Raw genomic sequence first — 23,853 nt, forward strand, 5'->3', positions numbered from 1 at the left:
CCGGACACCGTGATGGCCACGTCGTCGAAGGAAGCGTTCACCGGGCCGGGCGTCGCGGCTACCTCGCCGACCGGAATCCGAGGCTGTACGTGTGCGCCGATGACGGCTCTTACGTCATGCCGGGCCAGCTCCGCGGACTCGACGAAATCCTTGGCGCCGAGAGGAAAACTCTCCTCCCGCGGTTGCAGCAGGGCCAGCATGGCGACCGGCAGGTCCAGGGTTCGGGCAGATCGGGCGAGCGCGGTCAGGGCAGCCAGATGTACGTCGTGGCCGCACGCGTGCATCGCGCCATTCGCCGATGCCCACGGCACCCCGGTCCGCTCGACAATCGGCAAAGCGTCCAACTCGGCTCGTACGGCGATGGCCGGACCGTCCGCCGGCCCGATTCGGATGATCCGGCCCTCGGCCACCGCCGGCGCGTCCGGTTGCCCGATCGCCGCCGCGACCAGCGCCGCCGTCGGTTGCTCGTACCCGCCGGTGCGCGGCTCCGCGTGCACCTTCCGACGCAGGTCCTGCGCGTACGGCAACTCGGCGAGCAGCGCGGTCGTCCAGTCGGCGGCCAGACTCACAGGCCGTACACGCGCTCGGCGTTGCCATGCGCGATGAGCTCGGCATAGCGGAGCGCGTCAGAAGAAGAGATCGCGTCCGCGGCCACCCACTCGTTCAGGACCGCGGCGGTGCCACGCCGCCACAACAGTGCGCCGCACGCGTACAGCTCCGGCAGCCCGAAGGCGTCGGATGAGAAGAGCAGCTTGGAGAACGGGGTCATCTCCATCGACTCGCGGATGACCGCGGTCGCGCCCGGGCCGGTGTAGTTCACGCCGAGCCCGTTGTCGACGTACACATGCGGATAGATCTGCGCCAGGCAACCGGCCTCGCGCAAGTAGGGGTAGCAATGCAGCAGGAGGATCGGTACGCCGGTTTCCCTGGTCGCCTGAAGAAAGCCGGTGAGCAGGCTCGGGTTGCTGCGGTGCAGCACGGCATCGGAATCGCCGTGGCCGGTGTGCAGCTGGATCGGCTTGCCGGCGTCTATCGCGGTCCACAGCAGGTGCCGGATCAGCACCGGATGGTCCAGCCGGCGGGCCTGCGGCCGCAACCACTCCGAGGCGGCCCGGGCCACCTCGACGTGCGTCGGCCGGGCCGGGTCCAGGTCGAGGCCGACGCGGTACGCGGCGATGCTCTTCGCGCCGACGGCGGTCTCCAGCTGGCGGGTCACCCTCGGCGGCGACCTCGTCGCCGTAGAGGCCGGCGGTGACCCCGGTCGCGGCCACCTGCTCTCCGACACTTTCCAGCCGTACCACCGCCTCCGACCGGGCGCCGGCCGCCGCGGCCAGCTGGTCCGGACCCAGGATCTCGTCGGCGCGGTAGCCGGTTTCCACCAGATAAGTGGAAATACCGGTGTGTTTGAGCAGTCGGGAAGTGACTTCCTGCGCGCCGAGTTCGGCCCTGCGGGCGAGGTAGTCCGGCGCGCTCGCGTGCCGGGACAGATCGAGCAGCGGCGCGCACTCGGCTCGTACGGTGATGCCGAACGGGCTGTCGAAAACCGAGGTGCCGGCCGGCGCCGGCCAGTCCGACTCGGTGGCCAGCAGTTCGAAGGCCTCCCGGTCGAGTTCGCCGGTGGTCACCCCGTGACAGTGGTGGTCGATGAGCGGCATGCCCATGACCTGCTCAGTCAGCTCGTTCGTGGTCACGCTCACATCTTGCCCCGCCGCCCCCTGTGCACGTGCAAGAAGCCCCGAGAGAGCTTTCGTCGAGTGCGGGACTTTATCCCGCACTCGGCATCGAGTGTGGGGTTTTGTCCTGCACTCGACGTCGGGCCTGTTGCTAAGACCAGCGGCGGCCGGTCAGTTTTTCGTACGCTTCTACGTAGCGGGCGCGGGTCTGGGCGACCACGTCGGCGGGGATCTCGGGGCCCGGGTACGTGCGGTCCCAGTCGGTGAGCGTGGACGACCAGTCGCGGACGAACTGCTTGTCCAACGCTTCCTGCTGGCCGCCTGGCTGCCAGCGATCGGCGTACCAGAACCTCGACGAGTCTGGCGTCAGCACCTCGTCCGCGAGGATCAGCTGGCCCTCCTTGTCGAGCCCGAACTCGATCTTGGTGTCGGCGATGATGATGCCTTTTTGCAGCGCCACCTCCGCGCCGCGCCGGTAGATCTCCAGCGTCTTGTCCCGCAGCTGCTCGCTCAGCTCCGCGCCGAGCTGACTGACCACGTCGTCGTACGTGATGAACTCGTCGTGGCCCACGTCCGCCTTGGTGGTCGGCGTGAAGATCGGCTCCGGCAGCCGGGAAGCCTCACTGAGGCCGGGCGGCAGCGCCAGCCCGGACACGGTGCCGTCCTTCTCGTACTCCTTCAGCCCGAGCCCGGTCAGGTAGCCGCGGGCGATGCACTCGACTCGTACCATCTCCAGCTGCTGGCAGCGGACCGCCCGGCCAGTCCACTCCGGCGGCACGTCGGTGGCCGACAGGACGTGGTTCGGGAGGACCCCGGCGAGCTGGTCGAACCACCACAGGGACAGCTGGGTGAGCAGCTTGCCCTTGTCCGGGATGGAGGTCGGCAGCACCACGTCGTAGACACTGACCTTGTCGCTCGCGACCAGCAGCAGGTCGCCGCCGTGTGGTCCTCGTACAGATCGCGGATCTTGCCGCTGTAGAGATGCTTCAACAGATGTCCCCAGGTCGATGTGCACCTGATCGTATGAGGTCAGCACGTGCGGGCTGAACGGCAGGTGACAGACTTGTGACATGCTTCGATGGCTGACCGCAGGGGAATCGCACGGCCGCGCGCTGGTGGCGGTGCTGGAGGGCCTGCCGGCCGGCGTCCGGGTGACCACCGAGGACATCCAGCTCCAGCTGGCCCGCCGGCGGCTCGGGTACGGCCGCGGTGCCCGGATGGCGTTCGAAAAGGACCAGGTCACCGTCATCGGCGGGTTCCGGCACGGCCTGAGCATCGGCAGCCCGGTCGCGATCGAGGTCGGCAACACCGAGTGGCCCAAGTGGGAGCAGGTGATGGCCACCGACCCGGTCTCGCCGGAGATCCTGGAGGGCCTCGCCCGCAACGCGCCGCTGACCCAGCCGCGGCCCGGCCACGCCGACCTCGCTGGCCTGCAGAAGTACGGGTTCGACGAGGTCCGGCCGGTGCTGGAGCGGGCGAGCGCCCGGGAAACCGCGGCCCGGGTCGCGCTCGGCACGGTGGCGCAGGCGTTCCTGCGCCCAGACCACCGGCATCGAGATCGTCAGCCATGTGGTGCAGATGGGGTCGGTGCGGGTGCCCGACGGCATCCGGCCCAAGCCGGCGGACCGCGACCGGATCGACGCCGATCCCGTCCGGTGCGCCGACCCGGAGACCTCCGCCGCGATCGTCGTCGAGGTCGAGGCCACCAAGAAGGCCGGTGACACCCTCGGCGGGGTCGTCGAGGTGCTGGCCTGGAGCGTGCCGCCGGGCCTCGGAAGTCACGTGCACTGGGATCGCCGGCTGGATTCCCGGTTGGCGGCCGCGATCATGGGCATTCAGGCGGTCAAGGGCGTCGAGATCGGGGACGCTTTCCACCAGGCGTCGGTGCGTGGTTCTGAGGCGCACGACGAGATCGTCAACACCGAAGAGGGCGTAAGACGGGTCACCGATCGGGCCGGTGGCACCGAAGGCGGCATCACCACGGGTGAGGTTTTGCGCGTACGAGCCGCCATGAAGCCGATCTCGACGGTGCCCAAGCGGCTGCGGACCATCGACGTGCGCACCGGCGAGGCGGCGCAGGCCATCAACCAGCGCAGCGACGTGACGGCCGTGCCGGCCTGCGCGGTGGTCGCCGAGTCGATGGTGGCGCTGGTGCTCGCGGACGCGGTGACGGAGAAATTCGGCGGCGACTCGGTCGCCGAGACCACCCGCAACGTCCAGTCGTACCTGGACACGCTGGCGGTTCGATAATGGCTCCGCGGGTGGTGCTGGTCGGGCCGATGGGCTCTGGAAAGAGCACGGTCGGACCGCTGCTGGCCCGTCGGTACGGGGTGAGTTTCCGGGACATCGACGCGGATATCGTTGCCAGCGCTGGAAAGCCGATCTCGGACATCTTCGTCGACGATGGCGAGGAAGCCTTTCGCAAGAGGGAGACGCAAGCGCTGCTGACCGCGCTTGCCGAGCACGACGGCGTGCTGGCGCTCGGCGGCGGATCGGTGCTGGCGGAGGAAAACCGCGCCGCGCTGGCCGGTCACAAGGTCTCTATCTCTCAAGGTTTCCCTGGGCGATGCCGTGAAAAGAGTCGGGCTCGGGGGGTGTCCCGGCCGATGCTGTTGGGCAATCCGCGTGGCCGGCTGCGGGTGCTGATGCAAGAGCGGGAGCCGCTCTACACCGGGGTCGCGTCGTCCACTGTGGACACCAGCGGCAGCTATCCGGTCGAGGTCGTCGACGCGATCGCCGGTGCGCTGCCGCCAGTCCGGATCGGCGTGCGCGGCGAGCGGCCGTACGAGGTCGTCATCGGCCGTGGCGTGCTCTCCGAGCTGCCCGGTTTTCTCAGCAAGGCGGCCAAAGTCGCCGTGCTGCATCCGCCGACGCTGGCCCGCCAGGTGGGTACGGTGGTGGAGTCGCTGACGGCCGCTGGGCTTGTGGTCGTACCGATCGAGGTGCCGGACGGCGAGGCCGCCAAGACCGTCGCGACGGCTGGCGAATGCTGGGACACGCTGGGAAAAACACGCCTTCACGCGTACCGACGCGGTGGTTGGTTTCGGTGGCGGCGCGGTCACCGACCTGGCCGGTTTCGTGGCCGCCAGTTGGTTGCGAGGCGTCCCGGTCGTGCACGTACCGACGACGTTGCTCGGCATGGTCGACGCGGCCGTCGGTGGGAAAACGGGCGTGAACATCGACGCTGGAAAGAACCTGGTTGGCGCTTTCTATCCGCCCCGCGCGGTGCTGTGCGATCTGCGGATGCTTTACACGCTGCCGCGCGAAGAACTCGTGCCGGGCATGGCGGAGATCGTCAAAGCCGGGTTCATCGCCGATCCGGAGATCCTGCGGCTGATCGAGACCGATGTGGCCGCCGCGATCGACCCGGGCGGCGAGGTGCTGGCCGAGCTGATCCGCCGATCAATTCAGATGAAGGCCGACGTGGTTTCCGCTGACCTGCGCGAATCCGGTCTTCGGGAGATCCTGAACTACGGCCACACGCTCGCGCACGCGATCGAGAAACGCGAGCACTATCGCTGGCGGCACGGTGCGGCGGTCAGCGTTGGGCTGGTGTATGCGGCCGAGCTGGGCCGGCTCGCCGGCCGCCTCGACGAGGCCACCGCCGCGCGGCACACCTGTGTGCTGCGACAGCTCGGGCTGCCCACCTCGTACCCGGCGCAGGCCTGGCCGGACCTGCTCGCCGCCATGCGCGTCGACAAGAAGGCGCGCGGCTCGGTGTTGCGGTTCATCGTGCTCGACGGCCTCGCCCAACCCGGCGTGCTGGCCGACCCGCCGCGCGAGATGCTCAGCGAGGCGTACGCCGCCATCTGCGAGTAGTGGCGGTCCGTCGCCAACCGTTTTACCGTGATGCCGATCTCTTCGAAATTCGAACGAAACAGGAAGAGGCTTACGGTATGCCGGTGGCTGAGGGAATCATGGAATGGGACGGGTACGCCACCTGGTATCGGGTGACGGGCGACATCAACAGTGCGCTTGCGCCGCTGGTCGTGCTGCATGGCGGCCCAGGGTGCACGCACGACTACGTGGACTCGATCGCCGATATCGCGCAGAGCGGCCGCGCGGTCATCCACTACGACCAGATCGGCAACGGAAAGTCGACGCATCTGCCCGAGGTCGGCGCCGGGTTCTGGACCGTCGACCTGTTCCTGCGCGAGCTGGACCAGCTGCTCGGTTTTCTCAAGATCTCGGACAGTTATCACGTCCTCGGGCAGTCGTGGGGCGGGATGCTGGCCGCCGAACATGCGGTACGCCGGCCGGCCGGACTGAAATCGCTGATCATCGCGAACTCGCCGGCGTCGATGCAGCTGTGGCTGGCGGCCGCCAACGGCCTGCGCGCCGAGTTGCCAGCGGACGTACAGAAAACGCTGACCTCTCACGAAGAGGCTGGCACGACCGACTCAGCTGAATACGAAGCCGCGACTCGCGTTTTCTATGACCGGCATGTCTGCCGGGTCCCGTGGCCGGACTACGTGGCGCGGACTTTCGCTGCCATCGAAGACGATCCGACCGTCTACCACACCATGAACGGCGACCGACCGAGTTCCACGTCGTCGGCACGCTCAAGGGGTGGTCCATTGTGGACAGACTCGACCAGGTTTCGGTGCCCACCCAGCTGATCTCCGGCCGCTACGACGAGGCGACTCCAGCCGCGGTGCAGCCGTACGCGGACCGGATCCCGGACGTAAGCTGGAAGATTTTCGAAAACTCCAGCCACATGCCACACGTCGAGGAACGAGAGCCGTACATGGAGCTGGTGGCCGCCTTCCTGGCCGAGAACGACTGACCGCGATGACCACCTCGGACGGCGAGCGGGCACTCGAGGAATTCGGTTATCACCAGGAGTTGAAGCGCTCACTCCGGCTGCGCGACCTGGTGATCTACGGCCTGGTCTTCATGGTGCCGATCGCGCCCTTCTCGATTTTCGGGGTGGTTTTCAACGGCTCCAAGGGAATGGTGCCGCTGACGTACCTGATCGGCATGGTCGCGATGATCTTCACCGCGTTCAGCTACCGGGAGATGTCACGAGCGTTCCCGGTCGCCGGCTCGGTTTTATTCGTACGTGTCGCGCGGGCTGCATCCGGTGGTCGGGTTTTTCGCTGGCTGGGCGATCCTGCTCGACTACATCCTGGTGCCGACGCTGTTGTACGTGATCGGCGCCGCGGCTCTGGGGCCGTTGGTGCGGGTGCCGCAGTGGGTGTGGATCGTCGTTTTTGTCGTCTTCAACACTGTGGTGAACTATCTGGGCATTGAGTCGACCGCACGACTGAACCGGATCTTCCTGGTCGCCGAGTTGATCGTGCTGGCCATCTTCGTGGTCGTCGGGATCATCGCGATCTCGCGAGGGACGAATGGCGCGCACTTCTCGCTCCAGCCGTTCCTGCGGCCGGAGTTCGTCACGCCCGGGGTGATTTTTGGGGCGCTGTCGATCGCGGTGCTGAGTTTCCTCGGCTTCGACGCGATTTCGACCCTGTCCGAGGAGGTCCGCGACGGGGACCGCCGAGTGGTCGGCCGGGCGACGGTCGTCTCGTTGATCGCGGTCGCGGTGCTTTTCATCGTGCAGACGTATGTGGCCAGTCTGCTCGTACCAACGCTTACCTCTTTTCCTGACGGAGACAAGACAAACACGGCGTTTTACGACGTGGCAAGGATCGCCGGCGGCGCCTGGCTGATGGTCACCGTCGCGGTGGCGTCGGCGTTGGCATCAGCGGTGGCCAACTCCTTGGTGGCGCAGGCGGCCACCTCGCGGCTGCTCTTCAGCATGGCCCGGGACGGTCGACTTTTCCGCTTTCTGGCGCACGTGAATCCTCGCCGCAAGGTCCCGGAGCGGGCTGTGCTGCTGGTCGGCGGGATCTCGCTGGTTCTTGGGCTGGTCGCGGTCAGCCAGGTGGCGCTGCTGACGTCGCTGGTCAACTTCGGTGCGCTGTTTTCGTTTCTGCTGCTGAACGTATCGGTCGCGTACCACTTTCTGGTACGTCAGCGCAGCCGGAACTGGTGGCTGCATCTGGTGATGCCGTTGCTGGGTTTCGTGATCGTCGGCTACGTGCTCATCAACGCGGACCTGAATGCCAAACTCGGCGGCCTGGCGTGGATGGTGGTCGGGGTGGTGATCGCCGTCGTCCAATGGCTCCGCGGCCGTACGCCGGAGCTGACCCTGGAGGATTCTCCCTAACCCCTCGGTTGGCAGAAGACGGCTAGCTGGTCAGGTCGAGGGTGACCTTGTCCAGGCCGGCGGAGTAGCCGCTTGACGCGGTTTTTTTTAGAGCCGACATAAAGGGAAAGTGTCGTTGCGCTCCCGCTGGGAAAGATCACCACGTTGGTGAACTCGACGGTCTTGACGGCGACTTTGGCGGAGTACGCGTCGAAATAGTTGCCGCCGTGGCCGCCGAACTGCAGCTCGACGACGCCGTAGTTCGGCCCGGTCGTGAGCAGCGCAGTGACATGGTACGAGGCTGCCTGGTCCGAGGGCAGGGCCACGGTGTTGGACACCATGCCCTGGGTCTGGCCGGAAGTCACCTTCATCAGCAGCTGTTTGTCGCCGGACCAGGTAGCGCCGCTCTGCACTTGGGCGGTGGCCTGGAACAGAGTGGCACCAGCGACCAGGGTCTCGCCCTCGGTGCTGGTGCCGGTGGCCGCCGAGGCCGGGGATGGGCCGGCGGCGAGTGCGGCGAAAGCGAGCAGGGCTGCGCCGGCCAGGCGGACGGGGGAGCTGAACATGGGAGTCCCTTCTTAGCGCTAAAACAAATCGGTCGCGAGGTGCCGGGAATCGATTTCCGGGTTGGCCGCACGCTAACTGGATGGGCCCAGTTTCGTCAATGCTTCGACCAGTGAAGCGCCAAGAACGGTCAAGCGGGCGAGGACTTGCCAAACCAGCAACAATACTTGCGGTCTCGTAGCGGTGGTGTGCATAGTGTGCGCGCCGTACCAATGACCACAGGAGACGAATCATGACCGACACAGTTCCAGCCGCTTCCGAGAGCGAGTTCTGGGAGGCGTTCTACCAGGAAAAGGAACAAGTCTGGAGTGGGAAACCAAATCCGCTGCTGGTCCGCGAGGTCGAGTCGCTGTCGGCTGGCCGGGCGCTGGATCTGGGCTGCGCGGAAGGCGCCGACGCGATCTGGCTCGCCCAGCGCGGCTGGCAGGTGACCGCTGTCGACATCTCCGAGACTGCCTTGAAGCGCGCGGTCGTACGAGCGGCGGACGCCGGCGTGCCGGGCATCACCTGGGAACGCTGGGATCTTTCCCAGTCTTTTCCGGAAGGTTTGTTCGACCTGGTGTCCGCGCAGTTCTTCCACTCGCCGGTCGGGCTCGACCAGAATCGGGTGAAGACGCTGCGCCGGGCCGCCGAAGCGGTCGCGCCCGGTGGTGTGCTGTTGATTGTCGGGCACGCGGGATTCCCGGCATGGGTGGAAAATCCGCCGCCGGTGCGGCTGCCCAGCACGGCTGAGCTGATGGAATCATTGGGTTTTGACCCGAACAGCTGGAAAGTGGAGCTCGAGGATGTGGTCGGGCATGACATGCCAGGGCCGGACGGGCCAGCCGGGTACGCGCGAGGACAACGTGTTGCGGATGCGCCGGTTGCGCTGACCTCAGACCAGCGGCTGGCCGGTCCGGATGCGCCGTCGTACGTCCCACATGTACGTGTTGAAAGGAAACTTGCGGATCGGCGTCGGCAGACTGCGGGCAATGGCCGCGATGGCGCGCACCGCCCTGTCGAACCGGCGCTGATCGCGCGTACTCCACGACATCCGCATTTCGGTGCGGAACTGCGGAGGCAGGAAGCCGATGGTGAAGAATTTGTTCACTGGCCCCAAAGGTGCGCTGATCATTCGTGGCAGGAACCGCAGCATCACCACGTCGTACAGATAGCCCCGGACCCTGTCGTCGATCGAGATCCGCTCCATCCCGGCTTTCCAGTAGTCCTCGAAGGCCGCGCGGTCGGCCGGCCAGCGCTGCGGCGGGACCTGCAGCGTGGTGCCCAGTGTCGCCGCCTCCTGGTAGAGGTGCTCCCACTCCTCATCGGTGAGCGGCCGCTTGCCGAAGAAGTGGTACGCGTCCTCGAAGCCACGCCACAGGCAGGCGGCGACCCACAGTTGCAGGTCGGGATCGAAGGCGTTGTACGCGACGGGGCTGTTCGCGTCCGAGCGGACCTTCGCGTGCGACCGGTTGACGGCCCGGGTGAAGGCCTTCTTTTCTGCTGGGGTTCCGAGCAGTGCGACCGAAAGATACGTGTTCGTGGTCCTGGACCGCTTGATCGGGTGGCGGAAGAGCTGACCGCTCTCGACCTTGCTCTCGGACACGCCGTGGCCGACCGGAGGCAGTGCCAGCTGCATGATCACGTTCGCGCCGCCGCCGATCAGGCCGGCGCCGATCAGCAGGTCGTCGAGCCGGACCCTGGGCTTGATGGCCGTGGTCATCGGTGGGCCTCCCAATCTGCGCACACACGTACTCAGATATGCAACGCTGGCCAAGACGATCTGTCAAGATGTCCTTATGAGCACGCTGCGTACCTACGGGGGAGTCAAAGGCGACCACCGCCGGGGGACGAGCGCCGCGGCCTGCTGATCGAGGCCGGGTTGGACCTGCTCGGCGACCCGGAGGAACCGACGCTCAGCGTGCGGGGCGTCTGCCAGCGGTCCGGGCTTGTCAGCCGTTACTTCTACGAGAGCTTCGCCGATCGGGACGCGTTGGCCGAGGCCGTCTATGACCACGTCGTCAAGGAGCTGGCAGACACCACGCTGCGAGCGGTCAACGCCGCGCCGGCCACGGCGGAGGCGAAGGTACGGGCCGGAATCGAGAACATCGTGCGTACCGTCGCGGACGACCCGCGACGCGGCCGGCTCTTGTTCGGCACTCCGCTGGCCAGCCGGCCACTGGCCCAGCGCCGGCTGCGGTCCGCCCGGCTGTTCGCGTCGCTGCTCACCGCGCAGGCGCGGGAGTTCTACGGCCTGGCCTCGGATGAACAGGTCGAGGTGGCCGCCCAGTTCCTGGTCGGAGGCCTGGCGCAGACCCTGACCGCGTGGTTGGCCGGCGATCTGCCGCTCGATCAGGCCCAGGTGATCGACTCGTGCGCCGACATCTTTCTGGCTCTCGCCGCCCGCCGGATAACCTGACCGGATGACTGTCCTCGTTCTCAGCGGCGCGAACCTCGGCAGACTCGGCAGCCGGGAGCCGGACAAGTACGGCTCGACCACGTACGCCGACCTCGTGTCGCTGCTAGAGACCACCGCCAAAGAGCTCGGTCTGACTGTCGACGTACGGCAGACCGACGCCGAGTCGGAGCTGATCGGCTGGCTGCATGAGGCCGCCGACGCCGGCCATCCGGTGGTGCTCAACCCGGCTGGCTGGAGCCACACCAGCGTGGTCCTCCGGGACGCCTGCGCGCAGCTGACCGCGCCGCTGGTCGAGGTGCACATCAGCAACATCCACCAGCGCGAGGAGTTCCGGCACCACAGCTACATCTCCGGTGTCGCCACCGGCGTGATCGCGGGCCTGGGCGTGCGGGGTTACGTGCTGGCCCTGCACTGGCTGGCGTTGGACCGTCCATGACCGTCGCCACCCTAGAGACCGAACGCCTGCTGATGCGCGCGCTCCGCATCGACGACGCCGAACCGCTGTTCCCGATGTACGAGTCGCCGGAGTTCGGTCGCTATCTCTCGATGGTGCCGACGACAGTGGAGGCGATGCGGGAGACCGTTCAGGCTCGGCTCGCCGAGCCGAAGCCGCCGGGGATGGGCAACTGGGTCTGGCTGGACCGGGCCACCGGCGGGTACGTCGGCCGCGGCGGGATCTGGCCGAGCATCGTGATCGATCGGCAGCCGATCGAGATGGGGTGGTTCCTCGCGGTGGACCGGTGGGGAAGGGGCCTGGCCACCGAGGCCGTACGGGCGCAGCTCGACCACACCTTCCACGACCTGGAGGTGCCGGCGGTGTGGGCAACCATCCACATCGACAACGGGCCTTCGCTGCGGCTCGCCGAGCGGATGGGTTTCGTACTCAAGGGCGGGACCACGCTGGCCAGCGGCCCGCACCACACCTTGGTTCTGGAGCGCTGAGTGCTCGTTCCCACGCTCGCGACCGAGCGGCTGGTGCTGCGCCAGTTCCGCGAGTCCGACGCCGCCGGACTGTGCCGGCTGGCCCTGCATCCGGAGATCACCCGCTTCCTGGCGAACCGCTCAGTGGACCTGCGCGCGCACGCGGCCGCCGTACGCACGATGCTCACTGACGAGGTCTATCCGGACGGGCTCGGCAGCTGGGTCGTCACCGAGCCGGATGGACTGATTGTCGGCCGCGGACACCTGCGTCCGAGCAGCCAGCTGCCCGGACTGCCGGCTGAGATCGGTTGGTTCCTGAGCCCCGATCGGTGGGGCCGCGGCCTCGCCCGAGAGGCCACCGAGGCGCTGATCCGGCACGGCTTTGACACCGTCCGCCTACCGGCGATCTGGGCGCTCGTACACGAGGACAACATCCCGTCGCTGGGCCTGGCCAAACGCCTCGGTTTCCAGGACTCCGGCAGCGGCGAGCATTACGGCGCCACCCACCGTCGCCTCGTTCTTCTTCGCTAGTTGCTTTATTCGGTGATCCAGACGGTGATCTGAGTGCGCCGGAGGATCGCCAGGCTTGTGCCGCGACCGCGGCGATCATGGGCCAGTTCCCGGTTTTAGTGGTGGCGGTCGTAGTGGCGGGCGACGCGGGCGCGGTTGCCGCAGGAGGCGGAGCACCATTCGCGGCGGGGGGTGCTGGCGTACGAAGAAGAGGACGCAGCCGGGAGCGAGGCAGGCCCGCAATCGCGAACGATGGTCGCCGGAGAAGAGTGACACTGCCTGCTCGGCGATCTTGGAGATCGCTTGCTCTGTCGTCGTACGAGCGCAAATCCGGACCACCGAGCCGTCGGTGTTCAGCGAGGACCAGCTCGGTGCGAGCGCGCAGGCGCGATTGACGACGGCCAGGGCGTCGACATTGGACGTACGCGGGCGCGGATCGTCGGTCGCGTCCGCGGCCAACTGCCGCAGAGCGTCGCGGAGTTCGCGCAGCTGGAGAGCGAGGTCGGCAGGGGCCTGGGTAACGTCGTGACCGGTCGCCTGGAGCCATCCAGTGGTCTCCGCGGGCGTGCTCAGGGCGTCATAGCCACCGTTGCGGTCGGCCCAGATCGTGTTCATCAGCTCGACCGGCAACGGCTCACCCAGCAGTGGCGCGTTCGTACCCATGCCGGCAGGCTAACACTCTCTAATGGCTAGGCAGGCTGCTAGCCGTTTGACACCGTGCGGCAACGCTTCTAACGTCAAGACATGCGGGCAGACATTAGGTCGGGGTTTCACGAGGGTGAGCTGGCGGTTCAGCGGCGAGCGGGCGTCCAGGCGCAGGCGGCGAGGTTGTCGCGGATGGTGGCACCCGCTTCGCTGGCCGGCGGCGCGGCCCGGTTCCTGGCGGAGCGTACGTTCGCGGCCCTCACCGCTCGGGACAGCAGGGGCACCCTCTGGACCTCGCCGGTGATCGGTCCGAAGGGCTTCCTCGACGGGACCGACACGACGCTGCGAGTCCACGCGCTCCCGGCTGGCCCGCTGCAGGTGCTCCCGGCCGGCCAGCCCGCCGGCATGATCGCGATCGACTTCGCGACCCGGTGTCGTCTTCGGGTCAACGGCGACCTGACCGCGGTCGGACCCGACGGTTTCGAGATCGATGTCGAGCAGGCGTACGGAAACTGCCCGCAGTACATCCACCACCACGATCTCGAATCGCTGGCCGCGACCGAGCGGGAGCTGGAGCGCGGCGACCGGCTCAGCCCGGACGACATCGCCCTGATCCAGCAATCGGACACGTTTTTCCTTGGTACCACTCATCAGAGAGCGCGCGGCGTCGACACCTCGCACCGCGGCGGCGAACCCGGATTCGTACGAGTCGAGGAATCGCACGTGTGGTGGCCGGACTACCCGGGCAACAACCTGTTCAACAGCCTGGGAAATCTCGCCGTCGACGACACCGCGTCACTGCTTTTCCTCGATTTCGGGACAGGTCTGACGCTGCATCTGTCCGGCACCGCCGCGATCGACTGGGCCACTGGCCGTACGGTCCACTTCACCCCCAGCGCCATCGCCAGGTGGCACCCTCCGCGACCTTGACGTTGTCGCTGAGGCAGGCCACCGCGGCCATCGAAAGGTCAAGGTCGCGAAGGGGGGCAGGGGAGGAGGTGAGGGGTCCAGATATACTTGACCTTTGCCAAGAGTAGATGTTTGTCAACTTGATCAGGAGACGTAAGCGCGCATGGCTTCCACGAATGACCTGAAGAACGGCTTGGTGCTCAACCTGGATGGCCAGCTCTGGTCCGTGGTGGAGTTCCAGCACGTCAAGCCCGGAAAGGGCGGCGCTTTCGTCCGGACCAAGTTGAAGAACGTGCTGTCCGGCAAGGTCGTCGACAAGACCTTCAATGCCGGCACCAAGGTCGAGACGGCCAGCGTCGACAAGCGTGGGATGACCTATTCGTACGCCGAGGGCGACGACTTCGTGTTCCTTGACTCGGAGACGTTTGACCTGGTGACAGTGCCTGGCTCCACGGTTGGCGACGCGAAGAACTACCTGCTGGACAACGCCGAGGTCACCGTCGCGCTGCACGAGGGCACGCCGCTCTACCTGGAACTGCCGGTGAGCATCGAGATCGTGATCAGCCAGACCGACCCGGGCCTGCAGGGCGACCGCTCGACCGGCGGCACCAAGCCGGCGACGCTGGAGACCGGCGCGGAGATCCAGGTGCCGCTGTTCGTCTCGTCCGGCGAGAAGATCAAGGTCGACACCCGGGACGGCCGTTATCTCGGCCGCGTCTCGAGCTGAAGTGCCGGAAAAAGACAGTTGGAGCAGCGGCACGGCCAACATGACGGCCCGCCGCAAGGCCCGGAAACGGGCGCTGGACGTTTTGTACGAAGCCGATCTGCGCGAGCTGAACGCGGTCACCCTGCTGGCCGATCGGCTGGCGCAGGCCGATCCACCGGTGCCGGAATACGCGGTGGACCTGGTGGAGGGCGTGGACGAGCACCGGGCCCGGATCGACGAGCTGCTGGAGACGTACGCCGAGGGCTGGACGCTGGACCGGATGCCGCCGGTCGACCGCAATCTGCTCCGGGTGGCGATTTACGAGCTGCTCTGGTGCGACGACGTGCCGGACGCGGTGGCGATCGACGAGGCCGTCGAGCTGGCTCGGACGCTTTCGACCGACGACTCGCCGCGTTTCGTCAACGGCGTGCTGGGCAAGATCCAGCTGGTCAAGAGCGAATTAGCCTGAGCCCCCGCTCAGTGGGCCGTTGGGCCGCCGTACGCCGCTGAGGCTGCTACGGCGGCCACCCCTGGCCGGTGGGTTGTTCCTACTGGGGCTGGCGGGCGTCGCCGCCGATGAGCACACCCCACTCGCTGAGCCGGTCGGTCAGACCGGACGGCGAGGTGTCGTAGATGATCGCGAGCGCGCGCAGGTCGTCGGCGCGGATGGACAGCACCCGGCCGTTGTAGTCGCCGCGCTGCTGCTGGATGCTGCGCGCGTACCGCAGCAGGGCCCCAGCCTCGTCGGTCGGCAGGTGCAGGAGGCGCTCCAGGTCCAGGACGACCCGGCCGCTCTCCTCATGCCGGCTCGGCGTGGGGTCGGGCAGCAGCTCGGACATCGGCACGCGGTAGAAGTCCGCGAGCTCGGACAGCCGAGCCACCGTGACGGCGCGGTCGCCGCGCTCGTACGAGCCGACCACCACCGCCTTCCAGCGACCGGATGACTTCTCTTCGACGCCCTGCAGCGAGAGTCCCTGCTGCTGGCGGATGGCGCGCAGCCGGGCGCCAAGGGCACGTGCGTAGTCAGACATTAATGCTCCGTACGGGTGTGGCCAGGTTGTCGGTTACCATCCGTAATGATACTACGGAGAGTGACGACTTTGGGGTCTTCGCCGAGATCCGCCCACATTTTTTCGGATGGTCCATCTGGTCTTCAGGGGGCCTAGCCGGATCTGTGTGTAACGGTTCTCGTGTTTGATCTATCGCACGGTGACCACCCATACGTTACGCGTCAGGGACAGATTACCACCAGTTACTTAGTTGTGACATTCCGCAGCGGGTTCCGGACTCACCGTTTTGGTTGCCGACGGTGGCCGCTGATGCCCGGTGTGACCGTCGGCACGAGCCGGCGCGGCGGCTGATGACCAGCGTATCGGCGCTGGTAGCGTGCCCGTTAGACCCGCAATCCTTTAACGAGCCGTCCAGTGAGGCGGAGAAGGAGGGGCAGATGGTTTCTGCCAAAAACGATCTCGCGGAGAAGACGATCCTGGACGCCGAGGCGATGGCCCGGACCTTGGACCGGATCGCTCACCAGATCCTGGAGAAGACCGAAGGCGGCGCCGAGACGGTGCTGTTGGGCATCCCGACCCGCGGTGCGCCGCTGGCCCGCCGGCTGGCCGACCGGGTGAGTACGTTCGCCGGCGTCCAGGTCCCGGTCGGCACGCTCGACATCACGCTCTACCGCGACGACCTCCGGCTGCGGGGCGTAAGGGCGCTGGAGCACACCGACGTACCAGCCACCGGCGTCGACGACCAGCGGGTGATCCTGGTCGACGACGTGCTGTTCTCCGGCCGGACCGTAAGGGCCGCGCTGGACGCCCTGAAAGACCTTGGCCGGCCGTCCGCCGTGCAGCTGGCCGTGCTGGTCGACCGCGGCCACCGCCAGCTCCCGATCCGCGCCGACTACGTCGGCAAGAACATCCCGACCTCGCTGGTCGAGAGCGTGCATGTCCGACTGTCCGAAGTGGATGGTGCGGACGCCGTGGTGCTCACTCCGGGAGGCGAACGATGATCGAGCATCTGCTGTCCTCGTCCGATCTGGACCTGGAGACCGCGACGCTGGTGCTGGACACCGCCGCGGAAATGGCCGCGGTTTCCGGGCGTGAGGTCAAAAAACTGCCGACCCTGCGCGGTCGTACGGTCGTCAACCTGTTCTACGAGGACTCGACCCGCACCAGGATTTCCTTTGAGGCGGCCGCCAAACGGCTGTCCGCGGACGTGATCAACTTCGCCGCCAAGGGGTCCAGCGTCTCGAAAGGCGAAAGCCTCAAGGACACCGCGCTGACGCTGCAGGCAATGGGTGCCGACGCGGTCGTCATCCGGCATCCGGCTTCTGGCGCTCCGCATCGGTTGGCGGGCTGGATCGACGGAAGTGTCGTCAATGCCGGCGACGGTACGCACGAGCATCCCACTCAGGCTTTGCTGGACGCGTACACCATGCGCTCTCGGCTCGGTCGCCTCGAAGGCCTGCGGGTCGCGCTCGTCGGCGATGTGCTGCATTCCCGGGTGGCCCGGTCGAATGTGTGGCTGCTGCGCACCCTCGGCGCCGAGGTCACGCTGGTCGCGCCACCGACACTGCTGCCGGTGGGAGTGGACAGCTGGCCGGTCCAGGTCTCGTACGACCTGGACAGCGTGCTGCCCAAACTTGACGTGGTGATGATGCTGCGGGTCCAGCGAGAGCGGATGAACGCGTCGTTTTTCCCGTCTGTACGCGAATATTCGCGTCGGTACGGGCTGGATGCGGCACGGATGGGCGCATTGCCCGAGCACGCGATCGTGATGCACCCCGGCCCGATGATCCGCGGCATGGAGATCAGCCCGGAGGTCGCCGACTCGACCCGCTCCACGATTGTCGAGCAGGTGGCCAACGGCGTGAGCGTACGAATGGCGGTTCTCTATCTGATGTTGGGCGGGATGGCGTGAACAACTGGATCATTTCCGGCGCTTCGGTGCTGGGTGGCGAGCCGGCCGACATTTTCGTACGAGACGGGGTCATCGCCGACTCCGCGCCGGACAGTGCGCAACGGCTGGACGCGACCGGCCTGATCGCCCTGCCGGGTTTGGTTGACCTGCATACACATCTGCGTGAGCCGGGCCGGGAAGACGCCGAGACGGTCGAAACCGGCAGCCGAGCGGCGGCTTTGGGTGGCTACACAGCGGTTTGTGCGATGGCGAACACCGATCCGGTCGCGGACACCGCTGGCGTGGTCGAGCAGGTGTGGCGGCTCGGCAAGGACGCTGGTTTGGTCGACGTACAGCCGATTGGCGCGGTGACGGTTGGTCTGGCTGGCGAAAGACTTGCTGAGCTGGGCGCGATGGCCACTTCCGCTGCGCGGGTGCGCGTCTTTTCCGACGACGGCCACTGTGTCCACGATCCGGTGCTGATGCGCCGCGCTTTGGAGTATGTGAAGGCTTTCGACGGTGTCATCGCGCAGCACGCCGAGGAACCGCGGCTAACCGTCGGTGCGCAGATGAACGAAGGCGACACCTCCGCTCGACTGGGCCTGGCCGGCTGGCCGGCGGTTGCTGAGGAAGCGATCATTGCTCGCGATGTTCTGCTTGCCGGGCACGTGAATTCTCGCCTGCACATCTGCCATGTCTCGACCGCCGGCAGTGTGGAGTTGATCCGCTGGGCGAAGTCGAAGGGCTGGCGGGTCACCGCCGAGGTCACTCCGCATCATCTGCTGCTGACCGATGACCTGGTCGAAGGCTATGACCCGGTTTTCAGGTGAATCCGCCGCTGCGAACCGAGGCGGACGTTCTCGCGCTGCGCGAAGGGCTGCGAGACGGGACGATCGACATCGTGGCCACCGATCACGCTCCGCACACCGTGGAGGACAAGGAATGCGAGTGGGCGTACGCGCGCCCCGGCATGGTCGGTCTGGAGACCGCACTGTCCATTGTGGTCGAAGCGATGGCTGGCACGGATCGGTTGTGGGAACGCATTGCTGACTGGATGTCCGCGACTCCGGCCCGCATCGCCGGCCTGAGCGGTCACGGCGCGGGCTTGGCGGTGGGGGAGCCGGCGAACCTGACGCTGGTCGATCCGGCCGTACGGTGGACGCCCGGGCCGGCCGAGTTGGCCAGCCGGTCGCACAACACGCCGTATGCCGGCCGCGAACTGCCCAGCCGGCCGGTGGCGACGTTCCTGCGCGGAGTGCCGACGGTTCTGGACGGGAAGGCGCAAAAATGAGTTCGGCGATGTTGGTGCTGGAGGACGGTCGGGTTTTTCGCGGCGAATCGTACGGCGCCACCGGGGAAACGTTCGGCGAAGCGGTTTTCGCCACCGGCATGACCGGCTATCAGGAAACGCTCACCGACCCGTCGTATTGCGGCCAGGTCGTCTGCATGACCGCCCCACATATCGGTAACACCGGGGTGAACGACGAGGACGACGAGTCCGACCGTATCTGGGTTTCCGGTTATGTCGTACGCGATCCGGCGCGCGTTCCGTCCAACTGGCGTTCGCAGCGTACGTTGGACGGCGAGTTGGCGAAACAGGGCATCGTCGGGATTTCCGGCGTGGACACCCGAGCGCTGACCCGGCATCTGCGTGAGCGCGGCGCGATGCGCTGCGGAATATCCACAGTGGACGATGCCGACGCGTTGCTGGAAAAGGTGTTGGCGAGCCCCTCGATGGTGGGCCGGGATCTGGTCGCCGACGTGAGCACCAGCCGGCCGTATGTGGTGCCCGCGCAGGGCGAACCGCGGTTCACAGTGGCCGCGATCGACCTCGGCATCAAACGCAACACCCCCCGCAACTTCGCCCGCCGTGGCATCACCACCCACGTCCTGCCGGCGTACGTCAATGTGCAGGAGTTGGTGACTTTGGCGCCGGACGGGGTTTTCCTGTCCAACGGCCCGGGCGACCCGGCGACAACCGACGCGATTGTCGAGCTGACCCAGGGCATCCTGCAGGCCGGCATTCCGCTGTTCGGGATCTGCTTCGGAAACCAGGTGCTCGGCCGGGCGCTCGGATTTGGCACGTACAAACTGCCGTTTGGCCACCGCGGCATCAACCAGCCGGTGCTGGACCGGGCGACCGGCAAGGTCGAGGTCACCGCACACAACCACGGGTTCGCGGTGGACGCACCGCTGGACCGGTCGACCGAGACTCCGTACGGGCGGGTCGAAGTCAGTCATGTGGGCCTCAACGACAATGTGGTGGAAGGCCTGGTCTGCCGAGACGTGCCGGCATTCAGCGTGCAATATCACCCCGAGGCGGCGGCCGGTCCGCACGACGCGGGTTATTTGTTCGACCGCTTTGTTGAGCTGATGGAAAGGCAACCTGGTGCCTAAGCGCGAAGATCTGAGGCACATCCTGGTGATCGGCTCCGGGCCGATCGTGATTGGGCAGGCCTGCGAATTCGACTATTCCGGCACCCAGGCGTGCCGGGTGCTCCGGGCCGAGGGTCTGCGCGTCAGCCTGGTGAACTCCAACCCGGCGACGATCATGACCGACCCGGAATTCGCCGACGCCACGTACATTGAGCCACTCACCCCGGAATTCGTGGAGAAGGTCATCGCGGCCGAGCGGCCGGACGCCATTCTGGCCACGCTCGGTGGGCAGACCGCGCTGAACGTCGCGGTTTCCCTGCACGAGCGCGGAGTTCTGGACAAGTACGGTGTGGAGCTGATTGGCGCTGATATCGACGCCATTCAGCGTGGCGAGGATCGGCAGCGATTCAAGGACATTGTCCGCTCGGTTGGCGCCGAGGTGCCGGACTCGGCTGTCTGCCACACGCTGGACGAGGTTCTTTCCACTGTGGACCGACTTGGCTACCCAGTCGTCCTGCGACCCAGTTTCACCATGGGCGGCCTTGGATCGGGCATAGCGCACGACGAGGAGCAGTTGCGCCGGATGGCCGGTGCCGGTCTCGCGGCCAGCCCCGTCCACGAGGTCCTCATCGAGGAAAGCGTGCTCGGCTGGAAAGAGTATGAGCTGGAGTTGATGCGCGACCGCAAGGACAACGTGGTCGTGGTCTGTTCCATCGAAAACGTCGACGCGATGGGCGTACACACCGGCGACTCGGTCACCGTCGCGCCCGCTCTGACGTTGACCGACCGTGAATTCCAGCGGCTGCGCGATGTTGGCATCGACGTGTTGCGCGAGGTTGGCGTGGACACTGGCGGTTGCAACATCCAGTTCGCGGTCAATCCGGTGGACGGCCGGCTGGTTGTCATCGAGATGAATCCGCGAGTTTCCCGCTCCTCGGCGCTGGCGTCGAAAGCGACCGGCTTTCCGATCGCCAAGATCGCCGCGAAACTCGCGATCGGTTACACGCTCGACGAGATCCGCAACGACATCACCGGCGTCACGCCGGCGAGTTTTGAGCCCACGCTGGACTATGTCGTGGTCAAGATCCCGCGGTTCGCGTTCGAGAAGTTCCCGGCCGCGGACACCGAGCTCACCACGACGATGAAGAGCGTCGGCGAGGCGATGTCAATGGGCCGCAGTTTTCCTGAGGCTCTCGGCAAAGCGATGCGCTCGATGGAGACACCGGCGGCCGGTTTCTGGACCGGCCCCGAGCCACTGTCCGATATGGACGATCTGCTGCAGTCCCTTCGTACGCCACACGACGGCCGTCTTTACACGGCGGAGGCCGCCCTGCGTGCTGGTGCCACGGTGGCCCAGGTCAGCGAACACTCCGGCTATGACCCGTGGTTCGTCGACCAGATCGCTTTCATCGGTGAAGTGGGCGCCGAAGTGCGGGACGCGCCGACGTTGACACCGGATCTGTTGCGCAAAGCCAAACGTACCGGCCTATCCGATCGCCAGCTGGCCGTGTTGCGACCGGAAATGGCCGGCGAGGACGGCATTCGTACGCTCCGGCATCGGCTCGGCGTGCGACCGGTCTACAAGACCGTCGACACCTGTGCCGCTGAGTTCGCGGCTTCCACGCCCTATCACTATTCGGCGTACGAGTCGGATCCCGCGGCCGAGTCCGAGGTCGCTCCCAGCGACAAGCCGAAAGTCCTGATCCTGGGTTCCGGTCCGAACCGGATCGGGCAGGGCATCGAGTTCGACTATTCGTGCGTACACGCGGCTCTGACCTTGCGTGATGTCGGCTACGAGACCGTGATGGTCAACTGCAACCCGGAAACCGTCTCGACTGACTACGACACGTCCGACCGGCTGTATTTCGAGCCGCTGACTTTCGAAGACGTGCTGGAGGTCTTCCACGTCGAAGACACCACCGGAAAGGCCGCCGGCGGTCTCGGAGTTGTCGGTGTGATCGTGCAGCTGGGCGGCCAGACTCCGCTCGGCCTCGCGCGCCGGCTGGCCGACGCGGGCGTACCCATCGTCGGCACCGACCCGGCGGCCATCCACCGGGCCGAAGAACGCGGAGCTTTTGGTGCACTGCTTGCCAAGGCGAACCTGCCGGCGCCCAAGCACGGCATGGCGACCAGCTATCTCGAGGCGCAGGCGATCGCGCACGACATCGGCTATCCGGTGCTCGTACGACCTTCCTATGTGCTCGGTGGGCGCGGGATGGAGATCGTCTACGACGACGAGACGCTGGAGGGCTACATCCAGCGGGCGACCCAGATCAATCCGGAACACCCGGTGCTGGTGGACCGTTTCCTCGACGATTCCATCGAAATCGACGTGGACGCGCTTTGCGATGGCGACGAGGTTTATCTCGGCGGCGTGATGGAACACATCGAGGAGGCCGGCATCCACTCCGGCGACTCCGCGTGTGTGTTGCCGCCGATCACCCTTGGTCGGACCACGATGAATGACGTACGCAAGGCGACCGAGGCGATCGCGCACGGCATTGGCGTCAAAGGTCTGCTGAATGTTCAGTATGCGCTCAAGGACGACATTTTGTACGTCCTGGAAGCAAATCCGCGGGCCTCGCGTACGGTCCCGTTCGTCTCGAAAGCGACGGCCATCCCGTTGGCGAAGGCCGCCGCCCGGATCATGCTCGGCGCCACGATTGCCGAGCTGCGCGCGGAGGGGCTGTTGGCGGCGACCGGCGATGGCGGTCAGACGCCGGAAAACGCGCCGATCGCGGTCAAGGAAGCGGTGCTGCCGTTCAAGCGTTTCCGTACGGCCGAAGGCAAAGGCATCGACAGCCTGCTGGGACCGGAGATGAAGTCGACCGGTGAGGTGATGGGCATCGACCTCGCTTTTGGCACCGCGTTCGCGAAATCCCAGTCCGCCGCGTACGGATCGCTGCCCACGTCCGGCCGGGTTTTCGTCTCGGTCGCGAACCGGGACAAGCGGGCGATCGTGTTCCCGATCAAGCGGCTCGCCGACCTCGGATTCACTGTCCTCGCGACCGCCGGGACGGCGGAAACGTTACGACGGCACGGTATCGAGGTCACCTTGGTGGCCAAACACTTCGAGGCCACCGCGGCCGGCCAGCGTACGTCCCTGGATTTGATCAGGGACGGTGAAATCGACCTGGTGCTGAACACGCCGTACGGGAATTCCGGGCCGCGCGTCGACGGTTACGAGATTCGCAGTGCCGCGGTTGCCCGGGATATTCCGTGCATTACGACGGTCCAAGGCGTCACGGCGGCGGTGCTGGGCATCGAGGCGCTGATTCGTGGCGACATCGACGTACGTCCGCTGCAGCAGCTGCACGCGTCGCTCAAGCAGGCGGCTGAGTGAGCCTTTACGAAAAGACGCTGCGACCGGCGCTGTTCCGGCTCGGCGGAGATCCGGAGACCGTACACGTCCGCACGTTGGGCGCGCTCGCGAAACTTTCTCGTCGTACGCCGGTCGCCCTCGCGCCGGTCAAGGCGCGGTTCTTTCGCGGTGACCCGGTGGTGGTGGCTGGCATCCGGTTCGCCAACCGGGTCGGCCTCGCGGCCGGGATGGACAAGGACGGCGTCGCGCTGGACGGGTGGCCGGCGCTTGGTTTCGGTTTCGCGGAAATCGGCACGGTGACCGCGAAACCGCAGCCGGGCAACGACAAGCCGCGACTCTTCCGGCTGCCGGCCAGTGGCGCGATCATCAACCGGATGGGTTTCAACAATGCCGGCGCGCAGGCTTTGGCGGACCGACTGGAAAAACGCCGGCGCTCGGTGGTTCCGCTGGGCATCAGCATTGGGAAATCCAAAGTCACCCCGTTGGCCGACGCGACGCAGGACTATCTGACCTCGTTGCGGCTGCTGCAGCGTTATGCCGATTACGTGGCCATCAACGTCAGCTCGCCGAACACGCCGGGCCTTCGTTCACTGGCGGGAAAGGCGGAGCTGAACGAGCTGGTTTCCGCACTGGTGGAGGAATCCACCACCCCACTGTTCGTCAAAGTGGCGCCGGACCTGACGAATGTGGCCATCGGTGAGCTCATCGGGGTCTGCCTGGCGCACCGGGTGGCCGGCATCATCGCGACCAACACCACCATCGATCGAGCCGCCCTCG

At 66.6% G+C, this 23,853-nt stretch carries 20 protein-coding genes and 7 pseudogenes; 20 read left to right on the forward strand and 7 right to left on the reverse strand.

The annotated features are described in order from the left end of the window. Positions 1-2: 2 nt before the first annotated feature. The 3 genes and pseudogenes from GNX96_RS65830 to GNX96_RS37105 all read right to left on the reverse strand — a co-directional run. Positions 3-569: pseudogene (locus GNX96_RS65830) on the reverse strand (M20/M25/M40 family metallo-hydrolase); the annotation flags it as partial. Beyond that, positions 566-1,216, reverse strand: coding sequence for an amidohydrolase family protein (locus GNX96_RS58065; RefSeq protein ID WP_279582453.1), 651 nt, complete (start codon positions 1,214-1,216; stop codon positions 566-568). The pseudogene GNX96_RS65830 and the gene GNX96_RS58065, both read right to left, overlap by 4 nt. 608 nt (positions 1,217-1,824) lie before the next feature. After that, positions 1,825-2,663, reverse strand: a pseudogene (locus tag GNX96_RS37105) (phosphoribosylaminoimidazolesuccinocarboxamide synthase). Between the two features lie 80 nt (positions 2,664-2,743). Here GNX96_RS37105 and aroC point away from each other — a divergent pair. The 6 genes and pseudogenes from aroC (at position 2,744) to GNX96_RS37125 (ending at position 7,845) form a co-directional block, all read left to right on the forward strand. Continuing rightward, a pseudogene (gene aroC / locus GNX96_RS37110) lies at positions 2,744-3,923 on the forward strand (chorismate synthase). Positions 3,924-3,952: 29 nt separating this feature from the next. Further along, positions 3,953-4,351: pseudogene (locus GNX96_RS58070) on the forward strand (shikimate kinase); the annotation flags it as partial. Positions 4,352-4,405: 54 nt separating this feature from the next. Next, positions 4,406-5,492: pseudogene (aroB, locus tag GNX96_RS37115) on the forward strand (3-dehydroquinate synthase). A gap of 77 nt (positions 5,493-5,569) precedes the next feature. Next, the gene (locus GNX96_RS37120; RefSeq protein ID WP_279582454.1) at positions 5,570-6,292 is read left to right on the forward strand and encodes a proline iminopeptidase-family hydrolase; all 723 of its coding nucleotides are present in this window, start codon (positions 5,570-5,572) and stop codon (positions 6,290-6,292) included. Continuing rightward, positions 6,277-6,459 (forward strand): alpha/beta fold hydrolase, encoded by a 183-nt coding sequence (locus GNX96_RS58075; RefSeq protein WP_279582455.1) that lies wholly within the window; start codon positions 6,277-6,279, stop codon positions 6,457-6,459. The genes GNX96_RS37120 and GNX96_RS58075 overlap by 16 nt, the downstream gene beginning before the upstream one ends. A gap of 297 nt (positions 6,460-6,756) precedes the next feature. Beyond that, positions 6,757-7,845, forward strand: coding sequence for an APC family permease (locus tag GNX96_RS37125; RefSeq protein WP_279582456.1), 1,089 nt, complete (start codon positions 6,757-6,759; stop codon positions 7,843-7,845). Here GNX96_RS37125 and GNX96_RS37130 read toward each other — a convergent pair. Continuing rightward, the gene (locus GNX96_RS37130) at positions 7,842-8,390 is read right to left on the reverse strand and encodes a hypothetical protein (protein ID WP_163572458.1); all 549 of its coding nucleotides are present in this window, start codon (positions 8,388-8,390) and stop codon (positions 7,842-7,844) included. The genes GNX96_RS37125 and GNX96_RS37130 overlap by 4 nt on opposite strands. A 230-nt stretch (positions 8,391-8,620) precedes the next feature. Between GNX96_RS37130 and GNX96_RS65835 the strand changes: the two are divergent. After that, positions 8,621-9,260 (forward strand): annotated as a pseudogene (locus GNX96_RS65835) (class I SAM-dependent methyltransferase). A 2-nt stretch (positions 9,261-9,262) separates the two neighbouring features. Here the strand turns inward: GNX96_RS65835 and GNX96_RS37140 are convergent. Continuing rightward, positions 9,263-10,090: an oxygenase MpaB family protein gene (locus tag GNX96_RS37140; protein WP_163572459.1), complete on the reverse strand. Its 828-nt coding sequence runs from the start codon at positions 10,088-10,090 to the stop codon at positions 9,263-9,265. A gap of 159 nt (positions 10,091-10,249) precedes the next feature. Here GNX96_RS37140 and GNX96_RS37145 point away from each other — a divergent pair, with 159 nt between their 5' ends. From GNX96_RS37145 to GNX96_RS37160, 4 genes are read left to right on the forward strand one after another with little or no spacing between them, the layout of a single operon-like run. After that, complete coding sequence (locus GNX96_RS37145) at positions 10,250-10,786, forward strand: TetR/AcrR family transcriptional regulator (protein ID WP_279582461.1); 537 nt, start codon at positions 10,250-10,252, stop codon at positions 10,784-10,786. 4 nt (positions 10,787-10,790) lie between these two features. Continuing rightward, positions 10,791-11,222: a type II 3-dehydroquinate dehydratase gene (gene aroQ / locus GNX96_RS37150; RefSeq protein ID WP_163572460.1), complete on the forward strand. Its 432-nt coding sequence runs from the start codon at positions 10,791-10,793 to the stop codon at positions 11,220-11,222. Then, positions 11,219-11,728, forward strand: a complete 510-nt coding sequence (locus GNX96_RS37155; protein ID WP_163572461.1) for a GNAT family N-acetyltransferase — start codon at positions 11,219-11,221, stop codon at positions 11,726-11,728. The genes aroQ and GNX96_RS37155 overlap by 4 nt, the downstream gene beginning before the upstream one ends. Beyond that, the gene (locus tag GNX96_RS37160; RefSeq protein ID WP_163572462.1) at positions 11,729-12,238 is read left to right on the forward strand and encodes a GNAT family N-acetyltransferase; all 510 of its coding nucleotides are present in this window, start codon (positions 11,729-11,731) and stop codon (positions 12,236-12,238) included. Positions 12,239-12,313: 75 nt separating this feature from the next. On the opposite strand, the gene GNX96_RS65840 is transcribed toward GNX96_RS37160, so the two are convergent. Next, positions 12,314-12,880 carry a CGNR zinc finger domain-containing protein gene (locus GNX96_RS65840; protein WP_452124499.1) on the reverse strand — a complete coding sequence of 189 codons (567 nt, stop codon included), beginning with the start codon at positions 12,878-12,880 and terminating at the stop codon, positions 12,314-12,316. Positions 12,881-13,054: 174 nt separating this feature from the next. Between GNX96_RS65840 and GNX96_RS37170 the strand changes: the two genes are divergently transcribed. The 3 genes from GNX96_RS37170 (at position 13,055) to nusB (ending at position 14,946) form a co-directional block, all read left to right on the forward strand. Next, positions 13,055-13,792, forward strand: coding sequence for a pyridoxamine 5'-phosphate oxidase family protein (locus GNX96_RS37170; protein WP_279582457.1), 738 nt, complete (start codon positions 13,055-13,057; stop codon positions 13,790-13,792). 142 nt (positions 13,793-13,934) lie between these two features. After that, a complete protein-coding gene (gene efp / locus GNX96_RS37175) occupies positions 13,935-14,498 on the forward strand; it encodes an elongation factor P (protein ID WP_163572464.1) in 564 nt (187 codons plus the stop codon). Between the two features lie 40 nt (positions 14,499-14,538). Next, positions 14,539-14,946 carry a transcription antitermination factor NusB gene (gene nusB, locus GNX96_RS37180; protein WP_163572473.1) on the forward strand — a complete coding sequence of 136 codons (408 nt, stop codon included), beginning with the start codon at positions 14,539-14,541 and terminating at the stop codon, positions 14,944-14,946. A 79-nt stretch (positions 14,947-15,025) separates the two neighbouring features. Here nusB and bldD read toward each other — a convergent pair whose 3' ends face one another. Further along, the gene (gene bldD, locus GNX96_RS37185) at positions 15,026-15,508 is read right to left on the reverse strand and encodes a transcriptional regulator BldD (RefSeq protein ID WP_163572465.1); all 483 of its coding nucleotides are present in this window, start codon (positions 15,506-15,508) and stop codon (positions 15,026-15,028) included. 416 nt (positions 15,509-15,924) lie between these two features. On the opposite strand from bldD, the gene pyrR reads away from it, so the two are divergent. The 6 genes and pseudogenes from pyrR to GNX96_RS37215 form a co-directional block, all read left to right on the forward strand. Further along, positions 15,925-16,488 carry a bifunctional pyr operon transcriptional regulator/uracil phosphoribosyltransferase PyrR gene (gene pyrR, locus GNX96_RS37190; protein WP_163572466.1) on the forward strand — a complete coding sequence of 188 codons (564 nt, stop codon included), beginning with the start codon at positions 15,925-15,927 and terminating at the stop codon, positions 16,486-16,488. After that, positions 16,485-17,399 (forward strand): aspartate carbamoyltransferase catalytic subunit, encoded by a 915-nt coding sequence (locus tag GNX96_RS37195; protein WP_163572467.1) that lies wholly within the window; start codon positions 16,485-16,487, stop codon positions 17,397-17,399. Before pyrR ends, GNX96_RS37195 begins: the two co-directional genes overlap by 4 nt. Then, positions 17,396-18,669, forward strand: a pseudogene (locus GNX96_RS37200) (dihydroorotase). Before GNX96_RS37195 ends, GNX96_RS37200 begins: the two are co-directional and overlap by 4 nt. Continuing rightward, positions 18,666-19,775 (forward strand): glutamine-hydrolyzing carbamoyl-phosphate synthase small subunit, encoded by a 1,110-nt coding sequence (gene carA, locus GNX96_RS37205; RefSeq protein ID WP_163572468.1) that lies wholly within the window; start codon positions 18,666-18,668, stop codon positions 19,773-19,775. Before GNX96_RS37200 ends, carA begins: the two are co-directional and overlap by 4 nt. Continuing rightward, positions 19,768-23,097 carry a carbamoyl-phosphate synthase large subunit gene (gene carB / locus GNX96_RS37210; protein WP_163572469.1) on the forward strand — a complete coding sequence of 1,110 codons (3,330 nt, stop codon included), beginning with the start codon at positions 19,768-19,770 and terminating at the stop codon, positions 23,095-23,097. Before carA ends, carB begins: the two co-directional genes overlap by 8 nt. Further along, positions 23,094-23,853, forward strand: a 760-nt coding sequence (locus GNX96_RS37215; protein ID WP_163572470.1) for a quinone-dependent dihydroorotate dehydrogenase, incomplete at its 3' end; no start/stop codon positions are given. The genes carB and GNX96_RS37215, both read left to right, overlap by 4 nt.

It is taken from the genome of Fodinicola feengrottensis (assembly GCF_010993775.1).
In the GTDB taxonomy this organism is placed as follows: Bacteria; Actinomycetota; Actinomycetes; order Mycobacteriales; family HKI-0501; genus Fodinicola; species Fodinicola feengrottensis.

Bases quoted from the DNA above. Each gene is read 5' to 3' on its own strand.
- GNX96_RS37155 (WP_163572461.1), top strand. From the start codon at position 11,219: ATGACCGTCGCCACCCTAGAGACCGAACGCCTGCTGATGCGCGCGCTC.
- GNX96_RS37170 (WP_279582457.1), top strand. From the start codon at position 13,055: ATGGTGGCACCCGCTTCGCTGGCCGGCGGCGCGGCCCGGTTCCTGGCG.
- bldD (WP_163572465.1), bottom strand. From the start codon at position 15,508: ATGTCTGACTACGCACGTGCCCTTGGCGCCCGGCTGCGCGCCATCCGC.
- GNX96_RS37130 (WP_163572458.1), bottom strand. From the start codon at position 8,390: ATGTTCAGCTCCCCCGTCCGCCTGGCCGGCGCAGCCCTGCTCGCTTTC.
- GNX96_RS65840 (WP_452124499.1), bottom strand. From the start codon at position 12,880: ATGGGTACGAACGCGCCACTGCTGGGTGAGCCGTTGCCGGTCGAGCTG.
- GNX96_RS37195 (WP_163572467.1), top strand. From the start codon at position 16,485: ATGATCGAGCATCTGCTGTCCTCGTCCGATCTGGACCTGGAGACCGCG.
- carA (WP_163572468.1), top strand. From the start codon at position 18,666: ATGAGTTCGGCGATGTTGGTGCTGGAGGACGGTCGGGTTTTTCGCGGC.
- nusB (WP_163572473.1), top strand. From the start codon at position 14,539: ATGACGGCCCGCCGCAAGGCCCGGAAACGGGCGCTGGACGTTTTGTAC.
- pyrR (WP_163572466.1), top strand. From the start codon at position 15,925: ATGGTTTCTGCCAAAAACGATCTCGCGGAGAAGACGATCCTGGACGCC.
- efp (WP_163572464.1), top strand. From the start codon at position 13,935: ATGGCTTCCACGAATGACCTGAAGAACGGCTTGGTGCTCAACCTGGAT.
- aroQ (WP_163572460.1), top strand. From the start codon at position 10,791: ATGACTGTCCTCGTTCTCAGCGGCGCGAACCTCGGCAGACTCGGCAGC.
- GNX96_RS37120 (WP_279582454.1), top strand. From the start codon at position 5,570: ATGCCGGTGGCTGAGGGAATCATGGAATGGGACGGGTACGCCACCTGG.
- GNX96_RS37140 (WP_163572459.1), bottom strand. From the start codon at position 10,090: ATGACCACGGCCATCAAGCCCAGGGTCCGGCTCGACGACCTGCTGATC.